This is a genomic window from Agaribacterium haliotis (assembly GCF_002312815.1).
In the GTDB taxonomy this organism is placed as follows: Bacteria; Pseudomonadota; Gammaproteobacteria; order Pseudomonadales; family Cellvibrionaceae; genus Agaribacterium; species Agaribacterium haliotis.
Genome location: NZ_NKQJ01000001.1, coordinates 193,988 through 212,543 on the forward strand (window position 1 = coordinate 193,988; position 18,556 = coordinate 212,543).

Genomic DNA, 18,556 nt, shown 5'->3' on the forward strand with positions numbered 1-18,556 from the left:
GTTTACACCAAACTTGTAACAGCAATTTGTACTTACAAGCTATCGGCGATTGGGCTGCGCAGCCAGGGCCTGTTAACTCGACTGTGCCGCTAACTTAGCGCTGTCATTAGCTTAAATGGTATCGCCAAATAAACGGCGACACCTAAACTGCTTTATAATCACCAAATAAAACAAATACCTATCAACTATGCGCGCCTTAAGCTTTCTAACAATACTGAGCTTGTCGAGTTTAAATGCCTCGGCCAACGCAGTGTTTCCCGTTAGTGGTAAAGGCTTAAGCCTTGGCGACAACGCAATGCACGGCGGTTTAAGCCCCAGCTACGCCAACCCAGCTCTACCGAGCGCCATACAGCAATTGCCATCGAGCACGAAAGCTGGCGGCGCAATAAACACCGGCATTGCGATTGAATACGGCAATGTCGACGAAATATTTCGTATTATTGATACGGTCAGTCGCTATCTAAAAGACAATGGCGATAATGGCGGTGGCGACGACAACGGCGGTGGTGACAACGGCGGCGAAGAGCCGCCCCCCAATTTGCCTGAGCTTCCGTCAAACCTGCCCTATACACCAACACTCAAAGAAATACTTGAAGCCAGCCCAGAATTTCAACAGTGGTACAAAGGCGTTGAAAGCCAGGCAACTTTTTTTGCCGCGGCACTGGCCATTGTCAGTCAGGAAGCTTACGCCAAAGCGTACGCCGAAGTTGAAACGCCCATGCAATTAAGTAACAACTTTCTCGGCGGCGTGCTTAATTTTGGTTTTAACGCATCGGCGACGTCAAAAGCGATTGGCATCGTTGACGACTTTGACTGGGATGGCGACCACGCTAACGCGGTGTTGCAAGAAATTCTTGAACTCGAAGCGACGGATCCAATTACCAGCTACGAGCTCAGTGACGACATCACCTTAACCGTCAACCCGGCCACAGGAGAAGTCGATTTGGATTTTACCAACGACAGCCTGCTTTTAACCCGAGCCGCCGAAGTTCTCGAGTTTCATCTGAATTACAGTAAAAGCATCGTTAACAACAAGCACGGCTCCATGCACCTTGGCGTCAGGCCCAAAATTTTAAATGTCGGCCTCGCCCAAGTCGATACGCGCTTTGGTGAACTCAGCGATTCAGAAGCCTTGTTTAACGATATACGCAATGCAAACTACAGCTACGACTCTAATTTAAGCCTCGATCTCGGCCTGTATTGGGCCGCAAAAAATTACAGTCTCGGCTTAAGTGCGCGCGATGTCTTTGAGCCGAGTTTTTATTTCCCCAAACTCGATATAGAGCGCTATAAAAAACGCCACGTGATCCGCCAGCTCGATCGCCACCAAAAATGGCAACTCGACGCGCAAGTGAATGCCGAAGCCAATTGGTACAGCACAAACCAGCGCTGGATGCTCAGCAGCAGCTATGACTTTCAAGCGAGCTCCGACGCCATGGGCGATCAGTATCAGTGGTTTAATATTGGCGCCCAGTACCAGCCACGCAGTCTGTTTATTCCCGATTTTCGCCTCGGCCTTAGGAAAAACCTTGTCGGCAATGAACTCAATTACGTAAATATCGGCACTACCTTATGGCGTTTTCTTTACCTCGATCTTGCCAGCACCATAGACAGCGTTGAACTTGACGGCCAAACGCTACCGCGCGGCGTCGGTTTAAGCCTCGGCTTTGGTTTAAATTTCTAGCGAATTAAGTTCGAAGCAGAAGTGCCGAAAAATCGACAAGCGCTCTAGTTCGGTTTCCAGGAGCGACACAAGCTAATAAAGTGTTGCTCGCTCTTTGCCCCAACGTCGGCATAACAAATGCGGTTATAGGCCTTAGCGATGGTTAATAGTGCGTGCGACCACGACGGTTGCACAGCGCCAATGCGCCCGGCGTAAGCCAGTGGCGTTTCTCCGCGTTTTAGCGCATAGCCGCGCTTTGCCAAACGCTTTAAATGCAGCGCATAAGCTCGCTGCACGGGGCTGGCCCGACGCGGGCTGCGAAAACCAAATAGCGATAGCCAGTACAGCGCCAAAATCAGTGCCAGGCCGCCGAGTAAAAACATCGCAATACGGGTCGGCGTCGCCGCACCGAGCAATTTTTCAAGAAAATGGCTCTGCATGCGGCTATCGTAATTCAATACAAATTTTTGCCACTGATAGCTCAGTTCATCCATACGCAATTGTAGCCACATAAGCGCCGCCACCGATGAGTGCAAACCGCCTACCAAGTCGCGCTCGTCAGCACTTAAGGCAGAACCAAGATCTTGCTCTATACGCGAAGGCGCAACGGCTGAGGTCGGATCGGCGCGCAGCCAGCCCTCGCCCGGCAACCAGTATTCGGCCCAGGCATGGGCATCGCGCTGGCGTACAATTAAATAATCCGCATCGCGGTTGTACTGACCGCCCTGATAACCGACCACCACGCGAGCAGGAATGCCCGCCGCGCGCAATAAAAAAACAAAACTACTTGAGTAGTGCTCACAAAACCCACGCCGACTGCCAAAAATAAAATCATCAACGCTATTCGGGCCAAGTGTCGGCACTTTTAAACTGTAATAAAAATCCCGATTAAACATCGACATAATTTCGTTAATCAGCTTTTTATCGGCCTCGACCCCAGTGCCAAATTGAGCTCTAAGCTCTTTTGCCAGCGCCCGACTTTGCTCGTTACCCTGCTCTGGCAAACGCAAGTTGCGACGAGCTTGTGTGCTGTTTAACTGCAGTGTTTGGTAGCGATAGTCAAGTGCGCTACTGACCCAGTAGCTGGCTCGGCTCGCCACTGGGCGGCGACTTTTCAACAACAGCGCCGAACTAAAGCGAAGGTCAAGACTGTTTGAGTTGGCGGCCAGTGGCGCGCCTAAGCTAAACAGCCACGGTTGCTGATGCGCCTCAAGCAGTAACTCATAACCTGTGACTTTATCTGACTGGCTTAATTGCCACTGGTTTGGGGCTTTAGTTGTTGCGTAGTTCTGAGCGTAGGCACTTAACCAACCCTGGCTTAAGCTCCAGCGGCGGCCGTCAAATTCTTCGAACACTAGAGCTCGCCAGTAACGCTCGCTCGGCTCGGGTAGTGCAGCATCAAAGCTCACTCTAAACGCAACAGCATCGGACTGAATCAGTTCGCTAAAGTCGCCAGGTGACATGCTATCACTAAAACCTGTTGCCGCCTTACCCTGCTGCGATGGCATCTGCCACAGTTGGCCATAGCGCGGCATCACCACAAACAGCAAAAACATACACGGCAAAACAACGGCGATTAATTTGGCAACATGCGCGTACTGCACGCGCGCACTTAGGCCTGCGCTGCGGTAAATAGCCAGCCAAGCCCAGAATAAAAAAGCCAAACAAAACAGTGCGTAAACACTGATGTACAAGGTTTGGAAATAAAGAAAACTGCAGGCCAGTGCAACAAAGTTGGCGCCGACCACTAACAATCCGTCATCGCGGCTCTCCAGCTCCAGCAACTTAAGCGAAAACGCCGAGATAAAAAACATCACAAAACTATCAACTGACATCAGCTTCGGGCTGCTCAGCACTATCGCCACAAGCGCCAGTAGCAGCGCCGTCGCTTTGACAGCTGTTGATGGAAAAGACCAGGAAAAACGGTGCAAAGACAGGCGCCAGGCAATGCTCATTAACCAAAATGGCACCAGCCAAAGTGGCAATACAAAAGCCAGTGGCAACAAGCAAAACAGCTGACTTAAGGCCAAGGCCTTCAGCTGCCCCTGGCGCAGTAACAAACTTTTCATCCGCTGTGCCCCACCCTAGTAGGCGCAAAACGAGCCAGGGCCTCAAGGCACTGTTTGCGATGTGCGACACCGGTAGCCGGCGGGATGGTGACGCCGGGCAGGCGCAGGCCAAAAGCTTCGCCCTGCGCACTCAACACAACAGTGCGCTCACTCAACACACTCAAGCGCCGCTCGGCAGAGCTGGCCTGTACGGCATCGTAGTCGAGCCAGTTTTCCGCGCTCAGCTCCTGGCTGAAGTCCTTTAACCACAGGCCCCTGCCGCGCGCATAAGCCTTCCAGGCGATGCGCCGGGTCGGCGCGCCCGCTTGGTACACCGCCAGGCCATTAAAATCCTCGTGCCCGGTGACCTGGCTCTGCCCCTGTCCGCTCAGCGCTTCTAACTGAGCTTGAGCGATGGCGCCGCGCTCGGGTTTTGGAAAAACCAACACACGAGCACTCCAGCGCAGCCAGGTCCAGCAGCGCACTATGCCCAGAGGATAAACCGTCTGCACCCTAAGCGGCGGCAGCGCTATTAAACCGCGCTTGGCTGCGACGATGTCGAGCTCAAACTCGAGCTCTTGGCCGGCCTCAAGTGTTAGCAATAGCGGGTTGTCGAGCTGATTTTGCCACGCCAATTCAAGGCCGTCGGCACCGTGCCCACGCCGGTGTGACAAACGAAATTTGAGCTGAACCCGGCCACCGGCGAACACTTCTCGATGCCCCAAATAAACCAAGCTTAGGCCCTGCATATTGGCGTAACTGGCCAATATCGCAAACACAAACACGCTGGCCATTAAAAAGCTCAGCGCGAGAATAAGATTGTTTTGGTAGTTGGTACCGAGCAGCCATAGGGCCAACAAAAAACCCAAAAATCCGAGCCCGCGCCACGGAGGAAAGACAAATAAATTGCGCTGGGTAAGTTTGTGCTCAAGCGAGGCTTGAACGCGCCGCGCAGCAAAATTTGCAAAGCGTTGTCTCAGCGAATGCGTCAGTGTTGGCAACACAGAGCCGCTCTAGGGGGCCATGACGGCAACGGAATTTAACAACAGGCGACTTAGATTCTGCTGCCCCTCAGCCGAGCTCGCGTTGCCAAACTGCCCCTGAACACGGTGCTCCACAACCGCCGGTACCACCGCTTGCACATCGTCGGGCAAAACGTGATCGCGCCCGTGCAGCAGTGCCCAGGCTTTGGCCGAGCGCAGCAGAGCCATCGCCGCACGCGGGCTCAAACCACAGTAAAAACTCTCGTGCTCACGAGTAAACTGCACCAGGCGCTGAATATAAGTAATTAAGGCTTCGCTGGCCTTCACCGCCTCGACTTGAGCCTGAATATGCTTAAGTTTGTGTAAGTCAACTAAGGCCTTGAGCTCGGGCAGGCGCTCGCGCGGGTCTCGCCCCATTAACAGCGCCTTTTCAGCCTCAGCTGGCGGATAACCCAGAGACAAACACATTAAAAAACGATCGAGCTGGGATTCGGGCAAAGCATAAGTGCCCGCCTGTGACAGCGGATTTTGTGTGGCGATTACAAAAAACGGCTCGGGCAAGGCGTGGCTAATGGAATCGACACTGACTTGCCGCTCTTCCATTGCCTCAAGCAGGGCGCTCTGCGCTTTAGGCGTACTGCGGTTGATTTCATCAGCGAGCAAAACCTGGGTAAATACCGGCCCCGGATGAAAACGAAAGCTGCCTTTGCCCTGATCAAAAATAGAGCCGCCAATAATATCACCGGGCAATAAATCACTGGTGAACTGCACGCGCTGATAACTTAAACCGAGCACCTTGGCCAGGCTCTGCGCCAGCGTGGTTTTACCCATGCCTGGCAAGTCTTCAATTAACAGATGACCGCGAGCTAACAGGCAACAAAGCGCGAGCTTGATCTGTTCTTCTTTGCCCAACAGCAACTGCCCGACGGCCTTAACGATTGTTTGTAACTCGCTTAGCATAGTACCTCTAACAGTAGTACCCCTAACAGTACCGCTAACACAATTGTCGCGCCGCCCGCCGAGGGCAATCCGTATCGGCGGGCACTGAGGCTCAGCTCGTTGACAACAAACTAGAGCTGGCTCAAACCTCGCTCAAGATCTTGTTTTAAATCGTCAACATCTTCGAGGCCAACGGCGATACGGATCAGGTTTTCACTGATACCCGCTTCGAGTTTTTGCTCGTCGCTTAAGCGTCCGTGGGTTGTTGTCGCCGGGTGCACGATGGTGGTTTTAGCATCGCCGAGGTTGGCGGTGAGCGACATTAATCGACACGCATCAATTACCTTCCAGGCCTGTTCGCGATCGCCAACTACTTTAAACGATAGCACGCCACCGTAGGCCTTCTGCTGTTTTGTCGCCAGCTCGTGATTGGGGTGCTCGGGCAAACCGCAGTAGTACACCTGCTCGACTTTTGGGTGCTGCTGTAACCAGCGAGCCAGCGCCATAGCGTTATCGCTGTGTGCCTGCATGCGCAACTTCAGCGTTTCCAGGCCCTTTAAAAATACCCAGGCATTAAAAGCACTCATGGTCGGGCCGCAGGTGCGAATAAAACCTAAGACCTCCTCACAGAGTTTTTCTGGGCCGACCACAGCGCCGCCAAGCACCCTGCCCTGGCCGTCTAAAAACTTAGTCGCCGAATGGATAACCAAGTCGGCGCCGAGGCTGAGCGGCTGCTGCAGCGCCGGCGAACAAAAACAGTTGTCGATAACCAACAAACTGTCGTTGCCGTGAGCGAGCTCGGCCAACTTGCTAATATCGGCAATATCATTGAGCGGGTTAGACGGCGTCTCAGCAAACAACATCTTAGTGTTTGGCTTTAAAGCCTGCTGCCAAGCATCGTAGTCGGTCAAGTTGACCTGAGTAACTTCGATGCCAAACTTCGCCAGGTACTTATTAAGCAGCATTGAGGTGGTGCCAAATATGCTGCGCGAGGCCAGCACATGATCGCCGCTTTTTAACAGCGACAAGCAGCAACTCAAAATAGCCGCCATGCCCGATGCGGTTGCAACACAGGCCTCGCCACCTTCCATCGCCGCCAGGCGCTCTTCAAAACAGCGCACTGTCGGATTGGTGTAGCGCGAATAAACATTGCCCGGCTCGTCGCCACTGAAACGCGCAGCAGCGGCGGCAGCGTTGTCAAAAACGTAGCTCGAGGTGGTAAAAATAGGCTCGCCCTGCTCGCCTTCGGCAGTGCGATGCTGGCCTGCGCGAACCGCTAAAGTCTGCAGCTGCGCATCGGCCAATGGGTGCTCTTCATCAAACACAATTATCCCTCGTTAGTGATACCGACCATGGCTTGCTGCTCGCCGGAACTTGCCTGGCGCTTGCTCTTGGCCTTATCACTGCGCTGGCCTTCAAGCCAGTTAAAATAGTTTTCATCGATATCGCCGGTGACATAACAACCGGTAAACACTGAACAATCAAAGCTGTCGATTTCGGGGTTACCTTCAGCCGAGGCCGCGACTAAATCGTCCAGGTCCTGATAAATCAAATGGTCGGCGCCGATGGCTTCACACACTTGCTCGTTGCTGAGGCCGTTGGCAATCAACTCCTTTGACGTCGGCATATCGATGCCGTAAACGTTGGGAAATGCCACCGGGGGCGCGGCCGAGGCAAAATACACTTTTTTTGCACCGGCCTCGCGAGCCATCTGAATAATCTGCTTACAGGTCGTACCGCGCACAATTGAGTCGTCAACCAACAACACATTCTTACCTTCAAATTCAAGGCGAATGGCGTTGAGTTTCTGGCGCACACTTTTTTTGCGCATCTGCTGCCCCGGCATAATAAAGGTGCGGCCGATGTAGCGGTTTTTTACCAGGCCTTCGCGAAACTTGAGCCCCATGGTCTGGGCCACAGCCTGGCCGGCAACTCGGCTCGAGTCCGGAATCGGCACAACCACATCAATATCGTGCTCGGGGAACTCCTGCATAATTTTTTCTGCCAGTTTTTCCCCCTGACGCAAGCGCGCTTTATAGACAGACACACCATCCATAATCGAATCGGGACGGGCAAAATACACGTGCTCAAAAATACAGGGCGTCAACTTTGCATTGTCGGCACACTGGCGGCTGTGGAACTCACCATCACTGCTGATAAAAATTGCCTCGCCCGGAGCGACATCGCGAATTAACTCAAAACCTAACGTATCGAGCGCAACCGATTCCGAGGCGATCATATACTCTTTGCCGCCCTCAACTTCACGCGCACCAAAGACTAGTGGGCGTATGCCGTTTACATCGCGAAACGCGACAAGGCCGTAACTTGCAATCATCGCCACGGCAGCGTAACCGCCGCGCACACGCTTGTGCACACCGCTGACGGCGTTAAAAATATCTTCGGCTTCGGGCTTGAGTTTGCCCTGCAGCTGCAGCTCGTGCGCAAAGACATTAAGCAACACTTCCGAGTCACTATCGGTGTTGACATGGCGAAGATCCGCTTTAAACAAATCTTCACTCAGCTGGGCGCTGTTGGTCAGGTTGCCGTTGTGCGCCAGGGCAATGCCGTACGGTGAGTTGACATAAAAAGGCTGAGCCAGAGCCGGGCCTGAACTGCCCGCTGTCGGGTAGCGCACGTGACCGATACCGGTATTGCCAACCAGCCTTTGCATGTGGCGTGTGCGAAACACATCTTTTACTAGACCGAGCGCTTTTTGCTGCGCAAACTTACCCCGGTCACAGGTCATGATGCCGGCAGCATCCTGTCCTCGATGCTGCAGCATGGTGAGCGCGTCGTACAAAGCTAAGTTGACATCGCTCTTACCAACTATTCCAACAATTCCGCACATAGGGGCCTCAAATAACGTCTGTTTTACTAAAGAGTTTACTAAATAGCTCGGCAACGTCGGCAGTGATACCGCGGCACCAGCCTTCTAACTTAAGCAGCTCAGGGATGAGCAGGCTCTGCTGCCACCAACCGTCCTGGTCAATGGGTACAAGATGGGGAACCAACAACAAGATGGCCATGATAACGACAAAACCGCGCAGTAGGCCAAAAACCATGCCAATGGTTTTATCCGTACCGCTTAAGCCGGTGATGCGTACAAATTCAGAGATCAAATTACTGACTAAAGCGCCGACAATAAGTGTCGATGCAAACAGCGCGGCAAAAGCCAGCATTTCGCGAAGCGATGCAGCGGTAATCCAGGTTTCGAGTAAGTCGGCAAGCACGCCGCGAAACGCCATGGCAATAAAAAACGCGGCGACCCAGTTGACCAGCGACAGGGCTTCTTTGATAAAGCCGCGCTTGAGACTAATAAGGCTCGAAACCGCCAGTATTGCCAGGATTACCCAATCGGCCCAGTTCATGAAGGTTGGTGATCGCTTTAGCGCCGCTGTTAAAGGAGGCGCCATTCTAGCAGAGCGTTTCATAAAACCGAAACAGGCTTTGGTGCCGTAATGACAAAGCTTATTCCAGCACCCTCTAACTGAGCTAAAATTTAGTGACACCCCAGCTTATCTGCGCCATGAAACAAATCGACATCATTAAGACCTACGCTCAAAAACGCTGTCTGATCGTCGATGACGTGCCCCAGGCTCGCGCCCATCTAAAACGCATACTGGTTGATTTTGGCGTCAGCAATTGCGATACCGCCGGCAACGCCGAAGAGGCCATCGATCTGTGCCACAAACACAGTTACGACCTGGTCATCTCCGATTACAACCTCGGCACCGGTAAAAATGGTCAACAGCTGCTTGAAGAGCTGCGTTTTCACAAACTTTTGCGCAACACCGCGCTATACATCATGGTCACCGCAGAAGCATCGAGCCACTACGTGTTGCACGCACTGGAATACGAGCCCGATGATTTTCTGCAAAAGCCCATCAGCCGCGACAGCTTAAGGCCGAGGCTCGACCTTGCTCTTTTGAAAAACGAGCACTTAAAACGCATTAAAGAACAGCTCGATAAAGGCCGCCTCGACCGCGCCATCGCCGCCGGCGCGGAAATAGCGCAAAAAGGTGGCCGCTTTCAAAACGATGCCAGAAAAATATTGGCCGAACTCTACTTAAAGCAGCACCGCAGCGATGAAGCCGAGGCGATTTACGCCCTGCTCGATAGCGAACGACTGCCGCTTTGGGCTCAGCTCGGCTTGGCCACCGTGCACTATCAACGCAAAGACTACCCACAGGCGGAAGAAACGCTTAAACACATTATTGAGCAGCACGTATATTGTGTCGAAGCCCACGACTTGCTCGCGCGTATTTATCAACGCACCCATCGAGCCGAGCAAAGCCAGCAAAGCCTGCTCAACGCAGTAAAGATTTCCCCGCGCTCAGCCCAGCGCCAACGTGAGCTCGGCCGGGTCAGCAGCAGCATCAACGACGATCAAAACAGCATCCATGCCTACCGCTCCGCGTTGAGGCACGCAAAAAACTCCTGCTACGAAGCGCCAGATGACTTTTTAAACCTGGCCGAAAGCCTTGTGCGCCAAGCCCAAAAAAGCTCGGGCAGCGAAGCGCGAAAACTCAGCGACGAAGCAAAGCAGCAGCTCGGCAGCGCCAACAAACGCTACGCCCACCACCCACTGGTAAGCATGCGCAATAAATTAATCGAGGCCGATTTACTTGAGCAACAGGGAAAACAACAAGAGGCCGTCGACGCCATCGCCAGCGCCTTGGACATGCACGCCAATATGAAATACAGCGTCATCGCCAACACCGACCACCGCCTCTGCCTGGACTGCGCCCTGGCATTTATGAACCGCGGCCGGGGCGATGAAGGCGAGGCAATCCTGCAAGAGCTCGCACGTGTAAATAGTGACCCGGAACTGGCCATTGAGATCGACAAGCTGCTGCGCGAACCTAAAACTAAAGAAGGCATGGCTTATGCCGCAGGCTGCAATAAAGAAGGCATAGAGCTGTATCGAAATGGTCAATACGAACAGGCCATTGATGCTTTTCGAGAAGTGCTGCGAGAACTGCCAAATCACGTCGGCCTGAACTTAAATTTTATTCAGGCCCTAACCAGTAAAGCCAAACAAAAATCTCTGACGAGCGCCGAGTTGGCCTTGCTGCACACCAGCTTTCAACGCATTGGTGAACTAGGCCCCGACTCACCCAATCAACAGCGTTTTGATTTTCTCAACAAACGCTATCAAAAACTTGTGGGGCAATAGAACAAGCTAAGCTAAACTTCGGCTTTGGTTTACGTACGAGTCCAGCCCCGTGAAATTCAATGGCCCGAGCGCAGCGACGCGCCGAGTCTTCTATGTACTCAGCGCCTGCGCGCTGCTGTATTTTTTCTTTTTTGGTGCCATTTTTGTTGATCACCTGCGCCTGCCCGAGCTTATCATCGCCCCGATTATGGCTTTTGGTTCCTTTGTTGCCGGGGCAACCTTTTTAGGCGGTGGCGCTGTTGCGTTTCCAGCGCTGACTAAACTTATGAGCATCGACGCACTGGATGCAAAAAGTTTTTCTCTGGCCATTCAAAGTGTCGGTATGAGCGCGGCGAGCTTTTATATCGTTGTGCGTGTTCGCCAGCTGCCGTGGGCCTTTATTGGCCTCTATGTTTTAGCATCGGGCTGCGGAATGTACGTCGCACTCGACCAGCTTCAGTACCGCATTGCCTCTATCGATCTACGCATTTCGTTTAGTTTATTTTTACTGTGCTTTTTGGCGATATATTTAGTTACCCGCAACAGCCACAATCGCAGTACTGACCCCCGACTTGAAAAAAGTGTCAGAGACATCAGTTTGAGCCTGGCCGCCGGGTTTTGCGGAGGCTTAGTCTCAGGGCTGCTTGGCTCGGGAGCGGATTTAATTGGCTTTAGTTTACTCGCGCTTTATTTTCGCATTGAGATCAAGCGCGCAACACAAATAAGCGTGATACTTATGGCGTTAACGGCTGTGCTGGGGTTTGTATTGCAAGCAGCTGTTTACAACGCCGTTAGCGAACAGGTCTGGAGCCTGTGGTACATTGCCGCACCGGTTGTTTTATTTGGCGCACCGCTCGGAGCACTTGCCTGTCGGCGCATGCGTGCGCAGTGGTTATTATTATTTATCTGCGCCATTGTCGCCGTCGAACTGCTCAGCACCGCCGTGCTTGTGCCGCTCGATCGCAGTCGTATTTTGTATTACGCCCTGGCAATGTTTGTCAGCGCCGCAGCGCTTGCTTGCATAGTTTACCTATCAAAACACAAGCACCGCTAAGCGAATGCATAACAGCACTGTATTAGGCTTTCTCGTACGAAAACTCAGGCTGCAGTAGAAGCAATTTAATTAGTGTTAAAGATACTAAGGCTTAAAACGCAGCAGCAGCGAGTTTAATTTATATTGTTTGTCGAGTTTAATCTTACTCTGCTGCAACTCTTTTTTATTCATACTCGGGCCGACATAAAGGCGATAGCGAGTACCCGCCTGAGTTGGCACCGTTTTTACAAAAGCCCGCTCACCGGCTGCACTGATGTCACTTTTCAACTTATCCGCGCGCGCTTTATCTTTGAAACTGGCCAACTGCAACACCCACAGCTGCGCATTCTTTACCGGGCGATCATCGAGCTCCGCTTTTGCAGCAGCTTCGCTTTTTTCCGCCTTCGCCTGCACCGCGAGCGCTTCAGGCGACTGCGGCTTTTCACTGCTCGTGTCGGTATTTGGTTTGCTTTCGCTGATCTTTTGCGAGGTATTAGAGCCCGACTCGGCTTTTGCTTTGTCGGCCGCCTTATCCGCTTCGTTATCAGCACCGAGCGGCTGCTTTAACGTCGACACATCAGGTAAATCCGCGTCATTTTCTTCAGCGCTAAATTCACCGCTGATTTTTTTATCGATGATTTTATCGCGTCTCGCCGGCGCGGGCGGAAACTCCGGCAGCGGCAAAGCGTGAATATCGGGCGCCTGGGGGATTTGCGTGGTGCGATCCACCGGAACAATGCGCTCTTTATCAAAAATAACCGGCACAAAAATAATACCGAGAGCCATCAACACCAAAGCGCCGACGATGCGCTGCTTCAGTCCATCATTCATCGCTATATTCCGAATGTATTAGGGATTTAACAGCGCCAACAATAAAAAAAGAACCGAGCACAAGTAGCGGTTGTTGACTGCCCCGGGCCTGATCGAGTGCCTGCGCCAAGGCTAAGTGAATATCGGCCTGCAGCTGAACACTCACGCCCATCGACTCAAGTGCAACTGCAATGTGCTCGGCACGGCGGCAGCGCGGCAACGTTTCGATTTCAGTGCACACCCACTGCTTCACCAATGGTGCGAGCGGCTCAACAATGGCATCGAGCTGTTTATCCTGCATCGCGGTAAACAGCACGGTCAAATCTCGATAGCCCTGCAAGCGTAAGCGCTTGGCAAGTAAGGCCGAGGCTTGAGCGTTGTGGGCCACATCGAGGATAAGCTCGGTACCGCCGACATCTAAGCGCTCAAAACGCCCCGCCAAGCTCACGTTTTGTAAAACCGACTCGATTTTTTCGCGGTTGAGCTTCGCACCGAGCAAGTCAAAGGCTTTTAATGCAGCCAAAAGGCTTGGTGCCGGCAAAGAACTAGCACTGAGCCGCAGCTTTTGCTGGCGCCCTTCTAAGGCAAGGTTTAATTCGAGTTCGCACCCATCGTAGCGCCAGTTAAAATGCTCGCCGATGTAAAAACTCGGGCACTGTAGCTGACTGGCAATAGCCTGCACACTGGCCGGCGGCTCGTTGTCCACACAAATGAAATTGCGCTTGGCGCGTAAAATACCGGCTTTTTCCCGACCTATGCTTTCGCGGTCCGAGCCGAGCCAAGCTTCGTGGTCGATGCCTACGGAACTGAGCACGGCAATATCGCTGTCAATAATATTGACGGCATCGAGCCGGCCACCCAAGCCCACTTCGAGCAAACAAACATCAACCTGGGCTTGTTTAAATAAATAAAATGCCGCCAGCGTACCAAATTCAAAATAGGTCAAACTGGTGCTGCCGCGGGCCCGATCAATGGCGGTAAATGCTTCAATGATTTGCTTATCGCTGGCCAACTGACCATTGATATCAATGCGCTCGTTGTAGCGTTCAAGGTGGGGCGAGCTGTAACAGGCCACAGAGTAGCCCGCGGTGCGAAGCAGGGCCGCCAGCGCGCAGACAAAACTGCCTTTGCCATTGGTTCCGGCGACGGTGACAACTTTGCCCGGTAGAGCCAATAAATCTAAGCGCCTGGCGACGACACGAATACGCTCAAGACCGAGATCTATCTCGCTCGGGTGCAGGCTCTCCATCCAGGAAAGCCAGTCATCGAGCGTTAAAAAGCGCGCTGCTTGCACAGTAAAGCCCGCGGGGGCTTAAGCGGCGGGCTGACGAGTGAGTTTCGCCAGCACAGAGTGCAGGCGATCGCGCATCTCGTGCCTGTCGATAATCATATCGATAGCGCCGTGATCAAGCAGGAACTCACTGCGCTGAAAACCCGGTGGCAACTTCTGGCGAATGGTCTGCTCAATGATGCCGGGGCCGGCAAATCCGGCGCGCGCGCCGGGCTCTGCAACATTTAAATCTCCCAGCAGTGCCAAACTCGCCGACACTCCGCCGTAGACCGGGTCGGTCATCACCGAAATAAAGGGCACACCTTTTTGTTTCATGCGCTCAATAACCGCACTGGTTTTGGCCATCTGCATCAGCGAGATCAAGGCCTCCTGCATGCGTGCACCACCGGTTGCAGCAAAACAGATATACGGCTGATTTTGCTCGAGCGCAACGTGCGCGGCGCGGGTGAATTTTTCACCAACCACATAGCCCATCGAACCGCCGTGAAAAGCAAATTCAAAGGCGCTGGCGACCACCGGCATGCCTTTTAAGCTGCCCTGCATCGCAACTAAGGCGTCTTTTTCGCCGGTTTTTTTCTGCGCATCACTGAGGCGGTCTTTATATTTTTTTACATCTTTAAATTTGAGCCTATCGATCGGCAGCACATCGGTAGCGAGCTCGTGACGACCTTCGGCATCGAGGAAAATATCGAGGCGACGACGCGCACCAATACGCATGTGGTGATCGCATTTCGGACAAACATCGAGCGCTTTTTCAAGCTCGGGCCTATATAACACGGCGCTGCACTTCGGACATTTTTTCCAAAGCCCTTCGGGCACCTTGCTTGAATTGCGGTTGCCTTTCGCCGCAGACGGAACCAGTTTATCTAACCAACTCATAGTGCTATCCCGTTATAACTCGTCCAGCGCTGTGCGCAGGGACTGAACCAACGCTTTTAATTGCGTATTAATTTGCTCGGCGCTCGCATCGGCTTGCGCCATAATATTTACCAAAGCGCTGCCGACAACCACACCGTCGGAACATGCACCGACCGCTTTTGCCGAACTCGCGTCTTTAATTCCAAAACCAACCAGTACCGGCGTATGAGCGACCTCGCGAATTTGGCTGACCTTCTCAGCCACCTCATCCGCATCGAGCTGGCTCGCACCGGTTACACCCCGGAAGCTCACGTAGTAGACAAAACCCGAGGCGAGCTCACAAATTTCTTTTGTTCTCGCAGGCGCCGTGGTCGGCGCAATCAAGAAAATATTCTCGAGCTCATTGGCCTTTAACTCTTGATCCAGCGCCAGTGCTTCTTCGGGGGGCAAGTCCACGGTTAATAAAGCGTCGACACCGGCCGCCTTTGCAGCTTGAGCAAAGGCGCTGTAACCAAAGCGCTCAACCGGGTTGGCATAGCCCATTAATACCACCGGGGTACGGGCATCTTGCTCGCGAAACTGCTTTACACAGGCCATCGCATCTTTGAGGCTGGTGCCGTGTTCAAGCGCGCGCTCGTGAGCCTTTTGAATAACCGGGCCCTCGGCCATTGGGTCGGAAAACGGCACACCCAGTTCAATAATATCTGCGCCGCCCTCAACCAGGGCGTGCATGCTCTGCACGGTTTGCTCCGGGCGCGGGTCACCGCAAACAATGTAAGTCACCAGCGCTTTGCGGCCCTGACTTTTTAACTCGGATAAAACTTGATTAATTCTGTTCACATGGGCTCCGTTATACGTCGATGCCATCGATTTGGGCAACGGTCAGTATGTCTTTGTCTCCGCGGCCACTTAAATTGACAAGAACGATGTCATCTTTATCGAGCTCAGCGGCCAGTTTCATGCCGTAGGCAACCGCGTGTGAGCTTTCGAGCGCGGGCATTATACCCTCAACCTGGGTCAACTGGCGGAACGCATTCATCGCCTCATCATCATTGGCGGTGACGTAATTGACGCGGCCGATATCTTTTAACCAGCTGTGCTCGGGGCCAACGCCCGGATAATCGAGGCCTGCGGAAATTGAGTGAGTTTCAATAATCTGGCCGTTTTCATCTTCCATCAAATAGGTGCGATTTCCATGCAGAACACCGGGGCGGCCGTCATTTAACGGCGCTGCGTGACGGCCGGTCTCAAGCCCGTCGCCACCGGCTTCGACACCGAACATTTGCACTTGCTCGTCCTCGAGCATCGGGTGAAAAAGACCGATGGCATTCGAGCCGCCGCCGACACAGGCAACCAGGGCATCGGGCAGACGGCCAAACATATCTAAGCTCTGACGACGCGCTTCGCGACCGACCACTGAGTTGAAGTCACGCACCAGTTGCGGATATGGATGCGGACCGGCAACCGTGCCAATAATATAAAATGTGTTTTCGACATTGGTAACCCAGTCGCGCATGGCTTCGTTCATCGCATCTTTTAAGGTGCGCGAGCCGCTCTCAACGGGCACAACGGTCGCCCCCAACAGCTTCATACGATAGACATTTAAAGCCTGGCGCTTCACATCTTCCGAGCCCATGTAAACCACACATTCGAGCCCCAAACGCGCGGCAACAGTAGCGGTTGCCACGCCGTGCTGACCGGCGCCGGTCTCGGCAATCACACGGGTTTTACCCGTGTGTTTCGCCAGCAGCGCCTGACCGATGGTATTGTTAACCTTGTGCGCACCGGTGTGATTTAAGTCTTCGCGCTTAAGCGCGATTTTTGCACCGCCAACCCGAGCGCTCAAGCGCTCAGCGACGTAAATCGGCGAGGGGCGACCGACGTAATGAGCGAGGTCTTTATCAAATTCGGCCTGGAAGGCTTCGTCATCTTTTAAACGGCTGTAGATGGCGTCGAGTTCGTCCAGCGCATAAATAAGGGTCTCGGATACAAAGCGGCCGCCATAGGGACCAAAATGGCCCCGACTATCGGGCATCGCTTGGTAATCTACATTTTTTTTATCAGTCACTTGCACACTCCAACTTCGCATTATTAATAAATGCGGCAATTTTATTTCTATCTTTTATCCCGGGGCTTGTTTCCACACCGCCACTGACATCGAGCGCCCAGGGTTTTGCAATGGTATTCGCGCTGGCGACATTCTCTGGTAGCAAGCCCCCCGCGAGCACAATGGGGCCGAGCTGCTGAGGCACCCGGTGCCAGTTAAACGCCTCACCGGTTCCCCCCGGCACGCCTTTGACATAGCTGTCAAGCAGCAGTGCCCGAGCACTGCTGTAGCGCTGTTTTTCACGCGCCAGATCCAAGCCCTCTTTCATTCGCAGGGCTTTAATATAAGGCCGAGCCCAGTGCTCACATGACTCGGGGCTTTCATCCCCGTGAAACTGCAAACAGTTAAGTGGCACCTGCTTTAGTACCTGATCGATCTCAGCGGCAGTGGCGTTGACAAATAAACCCACAACATCAACAAAAGGCCCCGCGCTCATCGCTATATCCCGCGCGAGCGAAAGCTCACTGACATAGCGCGGGCTCGGCGGGTAAAACACCAAACCAATCGCATCAGCCCCCAATTCCGATGCAGCTATAGCATCCTCAACACGGGTGATACCGCAAATTTTTACTCGGCTAGTCATAGGTTTTTTGTAGTTACTCTGCGCATGCTTGTATCTGTGCTCCGCCCAAGCTGGCAATACGGCCAGTGCACCAGAGCAAACAGATGAGCAAACCTAATTCAGGTAAGTAGGCGCTTTATCTTTGCTGCAAAAACATTCATAAAAGGCGGCGATATTAGCAGATTCAACAGCGATTGTCGGCTGATAGCGCCAAAAATGACGGCCCAACAGGGAATTGGGGCAAGCCAAAACTCTGCGGGTAAGCAACGTCCACAAGATAGAGCCCCCACGGCGGCGCCGTTGCCCCAGCCAAACACCTATCCCGGCTTTCCAATACCGTTTTTATCCACTCCGGATCCTGGGCCCCGCGCCCCACCTCGACTAAGGAGCCGACGATATTGCGCACCATATGGTGTAAAAACGCATTTGCCTGCACCTCCATCACCCACAGCTGACCCTGCCTATACCAGCGTATAAACTCAAGCTTGCGTACCGGGCTGTGAGCCTGACACTGCGCTGCCCGAAAAGCACTGAAATCATGCTCGCCAAGCAAGTAGCTCGACGCGCGTTGCATTGCCTCGAGATTAAGCTCGTAGCTAAAGTGACTAACCTGACGCCCGAGCACGGCCGAGCGCGCTCGCGAGCAACGACCGACATAACGATAAGTGCGGCTGCCGGCGCTAAAACGCGCGTGAAACTCAGGCTCTACCTGCCTGGCCCACTGCACTCGAATACTATCGGGCAACTTGGTATTAACACCGAGTTGCCAGGCTTTGTCCGGGCGCTCGGCAAGCGTATCAAAGTGCAGCACTTGCCCAGTTGCGTGCACCCCGGCATCGGTTCTACCCGCACATACGCTCGTAATCGGCTCGCAGGCAATGGCTGTCAGTGCTGATTCGAGCGCTTCCTGTACCGTGTTTGCAGTGCTCTTTTGACGCTGAAAACCATTAAAATCCGCGCCGGCATACTCAAGCCCGATTGCTATACGGCGCATGCCCTCGGGCATCGATACACCCGTTTTGATCTCACAGTTTCGGCTATAGCTCATCACAAATTCAACTCAAAAAAAAAGGCCCGCTTAGGGCCTTTTAGCGTTACACCGCAGCG

16 protein-coding genes are annotated in these 18,556 nt (G+C 53.3%); 3 read left to right on the forward strand and 13 right to left on the reverse strand.

Going from position 1 to position 18,556, the window contains the following annotated elements:
• Positions 1 to 187: 187 nt before the first annotated feature.
• Positions 188 to 1,684, forward strand: a complete 1,497-nt coding sequence (traF, locus tag CFK45_RS00915) for a conjugal transfer protein TraF (RefSeq protein WP_096084516.1) — start codon at positions 188 to 190, stop codon at positions 1,682 to 1,684.
• A 44-nt stretch (positions 1,685 to 1,728) separates the two neighbouring features.
• Here the strand turns inward: traF and CFK45_RS00920 are convergent, their stop codons facing one another.
• From CFK45_RS00920 to CFK45_RS00945, 6 genes are all read right to left on the reverse strand, one after another.
• The gene (locus CFK45_RS00920; protein ID WP_096084517.1) at positions 1,729 to 3,732 is read right to left on the reverse strand and encodes a transglutaminase TgpA family protein; all 2,004 of its coding nucleotides are present in this window, start codon (positions 3,730 to 3,732) and stop codon (positions 1,729 to 1,731) included.
• Complete coding sequence (locus CFK45_RS00925; protein ID WP_096084518.1) at positions 3,729 to 4,715, reverse strand: DUF58 domain-containing protein; 987 nt, start codon at positions 4,713 to 4,715, stop codon at positions 3,729 to 3,731. The genes CFK45_RS00920 and CFK45_RS00925 overlap by 4 nt, the downstream gene beginning before the upstream one ends.
• A 9-nt stretch (positions 4,716 to 4,724) precedes the next feature.
• The gene (locus CFK45_RS00930; protein WP_096084519.1) at positions 4,725 to 5,654 is read right to left on the reverse strand and encodes an AAA family ATPase; all 930 of its coding nucleotides are present in this window, start codon (positions 5,652 to 5,654) and stop codon (positions 4,725 to 4,727) included.
• 110 nt (positions 5,655 to 5,764) lie between these two features.
• Positions 5,765 to 6,958: an O-succinylhomoserine sulfhydrylase gene (locus CFK45_RS00935; protein WP_414630741.1), complete on the reverse strand. Its 1,194-nt coding sequence runs from the start codon at positions 6,956 to 6,958 to the stop codon at positions 5,765 to 5,767.
• Positions 6,959 to 6,960: 2 nt separating this feature from the next.
• Positions 6,961 to 8,481, reverse strand: a complete 1,521-nt coding sequence (gene purF / locus CFK45_RS00940; protein ID WP_096084521.1) for an amidophosphoribosyltransferase — start codon at positions 8,479 to 8,481, stop codon at positions 6,961 to 6,963.
• A 7-nt stretch (positions 8,482 to 8,488) separates the two neighbouring features.
• Entirely contained in the window at positions 8,489 to 9,001 is a 513-nt protein-coding gene (locus CFK45_RS00945) for a CvpA family protein (protein WP_096084522.1), read from the reverse strand.
• Positions 9,002 to 9,159: 158 nt separating this feature from the next.
• Between CFK45_RS00945 and CFK45_RS00950 the strand changes: the two genes are divergently transcribed.
• Both CFK45_RS00950 and CFK45_RS00955 read left to right on the forward strand, forming a co-directional pair.
• Entirely contained in the window at positions 9,160 to 10,809 is a 1,650-nt protein-coding gene (locus CFK45_RS00950; RefSeq protein ID WP_096084523.1) for a tetratricopeptide repeat-containing response regulator, read from the forward strand.
• Between the two features lie 49 nt (positions 10,810 to 10,858).
• Positions 10,859 to 11,842 carry a sulfite exporter TauE/SafE family protein gene (locus CFK45_RS00955; RefSeq protein ID WP_096084524.1) on the forward strand — a complete coding sequence of 328 codons (984 nt, stop codon included), beginning with the start codon at positions 10,859 to 10,861 and terminating at the stop codon, positions 11,840 to 11,842.
• Positions 11,843 to 11,926: 84 nt separating this feature from the next.
• On the opposite strand, the gene CFK45_RS00960 is transcribed toward CFK45_RS00955, so the two are convergent.
• The 7 genes from CFK45_RS00960 to truA all read right to left on the reverse strand — a co-directional run bounded on the left by CFK45_RS00960 (position 11,927) and on the right by truA (position 18,497).
• Positions 11,927 to 12,652 carry an SPOR domain-containing protein gene (locus tag CFK45_RS00960; protein WP_096084525.1) on the reverse strand — a complete coding sequence of 242 codons (726 nt, stop codon included), beginning with the start codon at positions 12,650 to 12,652 and terminating at the stop codon, positions 11,927 to 11,929.
• Positions 12,645 to 13,925, reverse strand: coding sequence for a bifunctional folylpolyglutamate synthase/dihydrofolate synthase (locus CFK45_RS00965; RefSeq protein ID WP_096084526.1), 1,281 nt, complete (start codon positions 13,923 to 13,925; stop codon positions 12,645 to 12,647). Before CFK45_RS00965 ends, CFK45_RS00960 begins: the two co-directional genes overlap by 8 nt.
• Positions 13,926 to 13,943: 18 nt before the next feature.
• Positions 13,944 to 14,801 (reverse strand): acetyl-CoA carboxylase, carboxyltransferase subunit beta, encoded by an 858-nt coding sequence (accD, locus tag CFK45_RS00970; protein ID WP_096084527.1) that lies wholly within the window; start codon positions 14,799 to 14,801, stop codon positions 13,944 to 13,946.
• A gap of 12 nt (positions 14,802 to 14,813) precedes the next feature.
• A complete protein-coding gene (trpA, locus tag CFK45_RS00975; RefSeq protein WP_096084528.1) occupies positions 14,814 to 15,620 on the reverse strand; it encodes a tryptophan synthase subunit alpha in 807 nt (268 codons plus the stop codon).
• 10 nt (positions 15,621 to 15,630) lie between these two features.
• A complete protein-coding gene (gene trpB / locus CFK45_RS00980; protein ID WP_204378393.1) occupies positions 15,631 to 16,848 on the reverse strand; it encodes a tryptophan synthase subunit beta in 1,218 nt (405 codons plus the stop codon).
• Positions 16,841 to 17,470, reverse strand: a complete 630-nt coding sequence (locus tag CFK45_RS00985; protein WP_096084530.1) for a phosphoribosylanthranilate isomerase — start codon at positions 17,468 to 17,470, stop codon at positions 16,841 to 16,843. The genes trpB and CFK45_RS00985 overlap by 8 nt, the downstream gene beginning before the upstream one ends.
• Positions 17,471 to 17,633: 163 nt before the next feature.
• Positions 17,634 to 18,497, reverse strand: coding sequence for a tRNA pseudouridine(38-40) synthase TruA (truA, locus tag CFK45_RS00990; protein WP_096084531.1), 864 nt, complete (start codon positions 18,495 to 18,497; stop codon positions 17,634 to 17,636).
• Positions 18,498 to 18,556: the final 59 nt, after the last annotated feature.

Excerpts from the sequence above, each read along its gene's own strand:
- CFK45_RS00960 (WP_096084525.1), bottom strand. The coding sequence starts at position 12,652 with ATGAATGATGGACTGAAGCAGCGCATCGTCGGCGCTTTGGTGTTGATG.
- purF (WP_096084521.1), bottom strand. The coding sequence starts at position 8,481 with ATGTGCGGAATTGTTGGAATAGTTGGTAAGAGCGATGTCAACTTAGCT.
- CFK45_RS00920 (WP_096084517.1), bottom strand. The coding sequence starts at position 3,732 with ATGAAAAGTTTGTTACTGCGCCAGGGGCAGCTGAAGGCCTTGGCCTTA.
- CFK45_RS00950 (WP_096084523.1), top strand. The coding sequence starts at position 9,160 with ATGAAACAAATCGACATCATTAAGACCTACGCTCAAAAACGCTGTCTG.
- CFK45_RS00985 (WP_096084530.1), bottom strand. The coding sequence starts at position 17,470 with ATGACTAGCCGAGTAAAAATTTGCGGTATCACCCGTGTTGAGGATGCT.
- truA (WP_096084531.1), bottom strand. The coding sequence starts at position 18,497 with ATGAGCTATAGCCGAAACTGTGAGATCAAAACGGGTGTATCGATGCCC.
- CFK45_RS00945 (WP_096084522.1), bottom strand. The coding sequence starts at position 9,001 with ATGAACTGGGCCGATTGGGTAATCCTGGCAATACTGGCGGTTTCGAGC.
- CFK45_RS00930 (WP_096084519.1), bottom strand. The coding sequence starts at position 5,654 with ATGCTAAGCGAGTTACAAACAATCGTTAAGGCCGTCGGGCAGTTGCTG.
- accD (WP_096084527.1), bottom strand. The coding sequence starts at position 14,801 with ATGAGTTGGTTAGATAAACTGGTTCCGTCTGCGGCGAAAGGCAACCGC.
- traF (WP_096084516.1), top strand. The coding sequence starts at position 188 with ATGCGCGCCTTAAGCTTTCTAACAATACTGAGCTTGTCGAGTTTAAAT.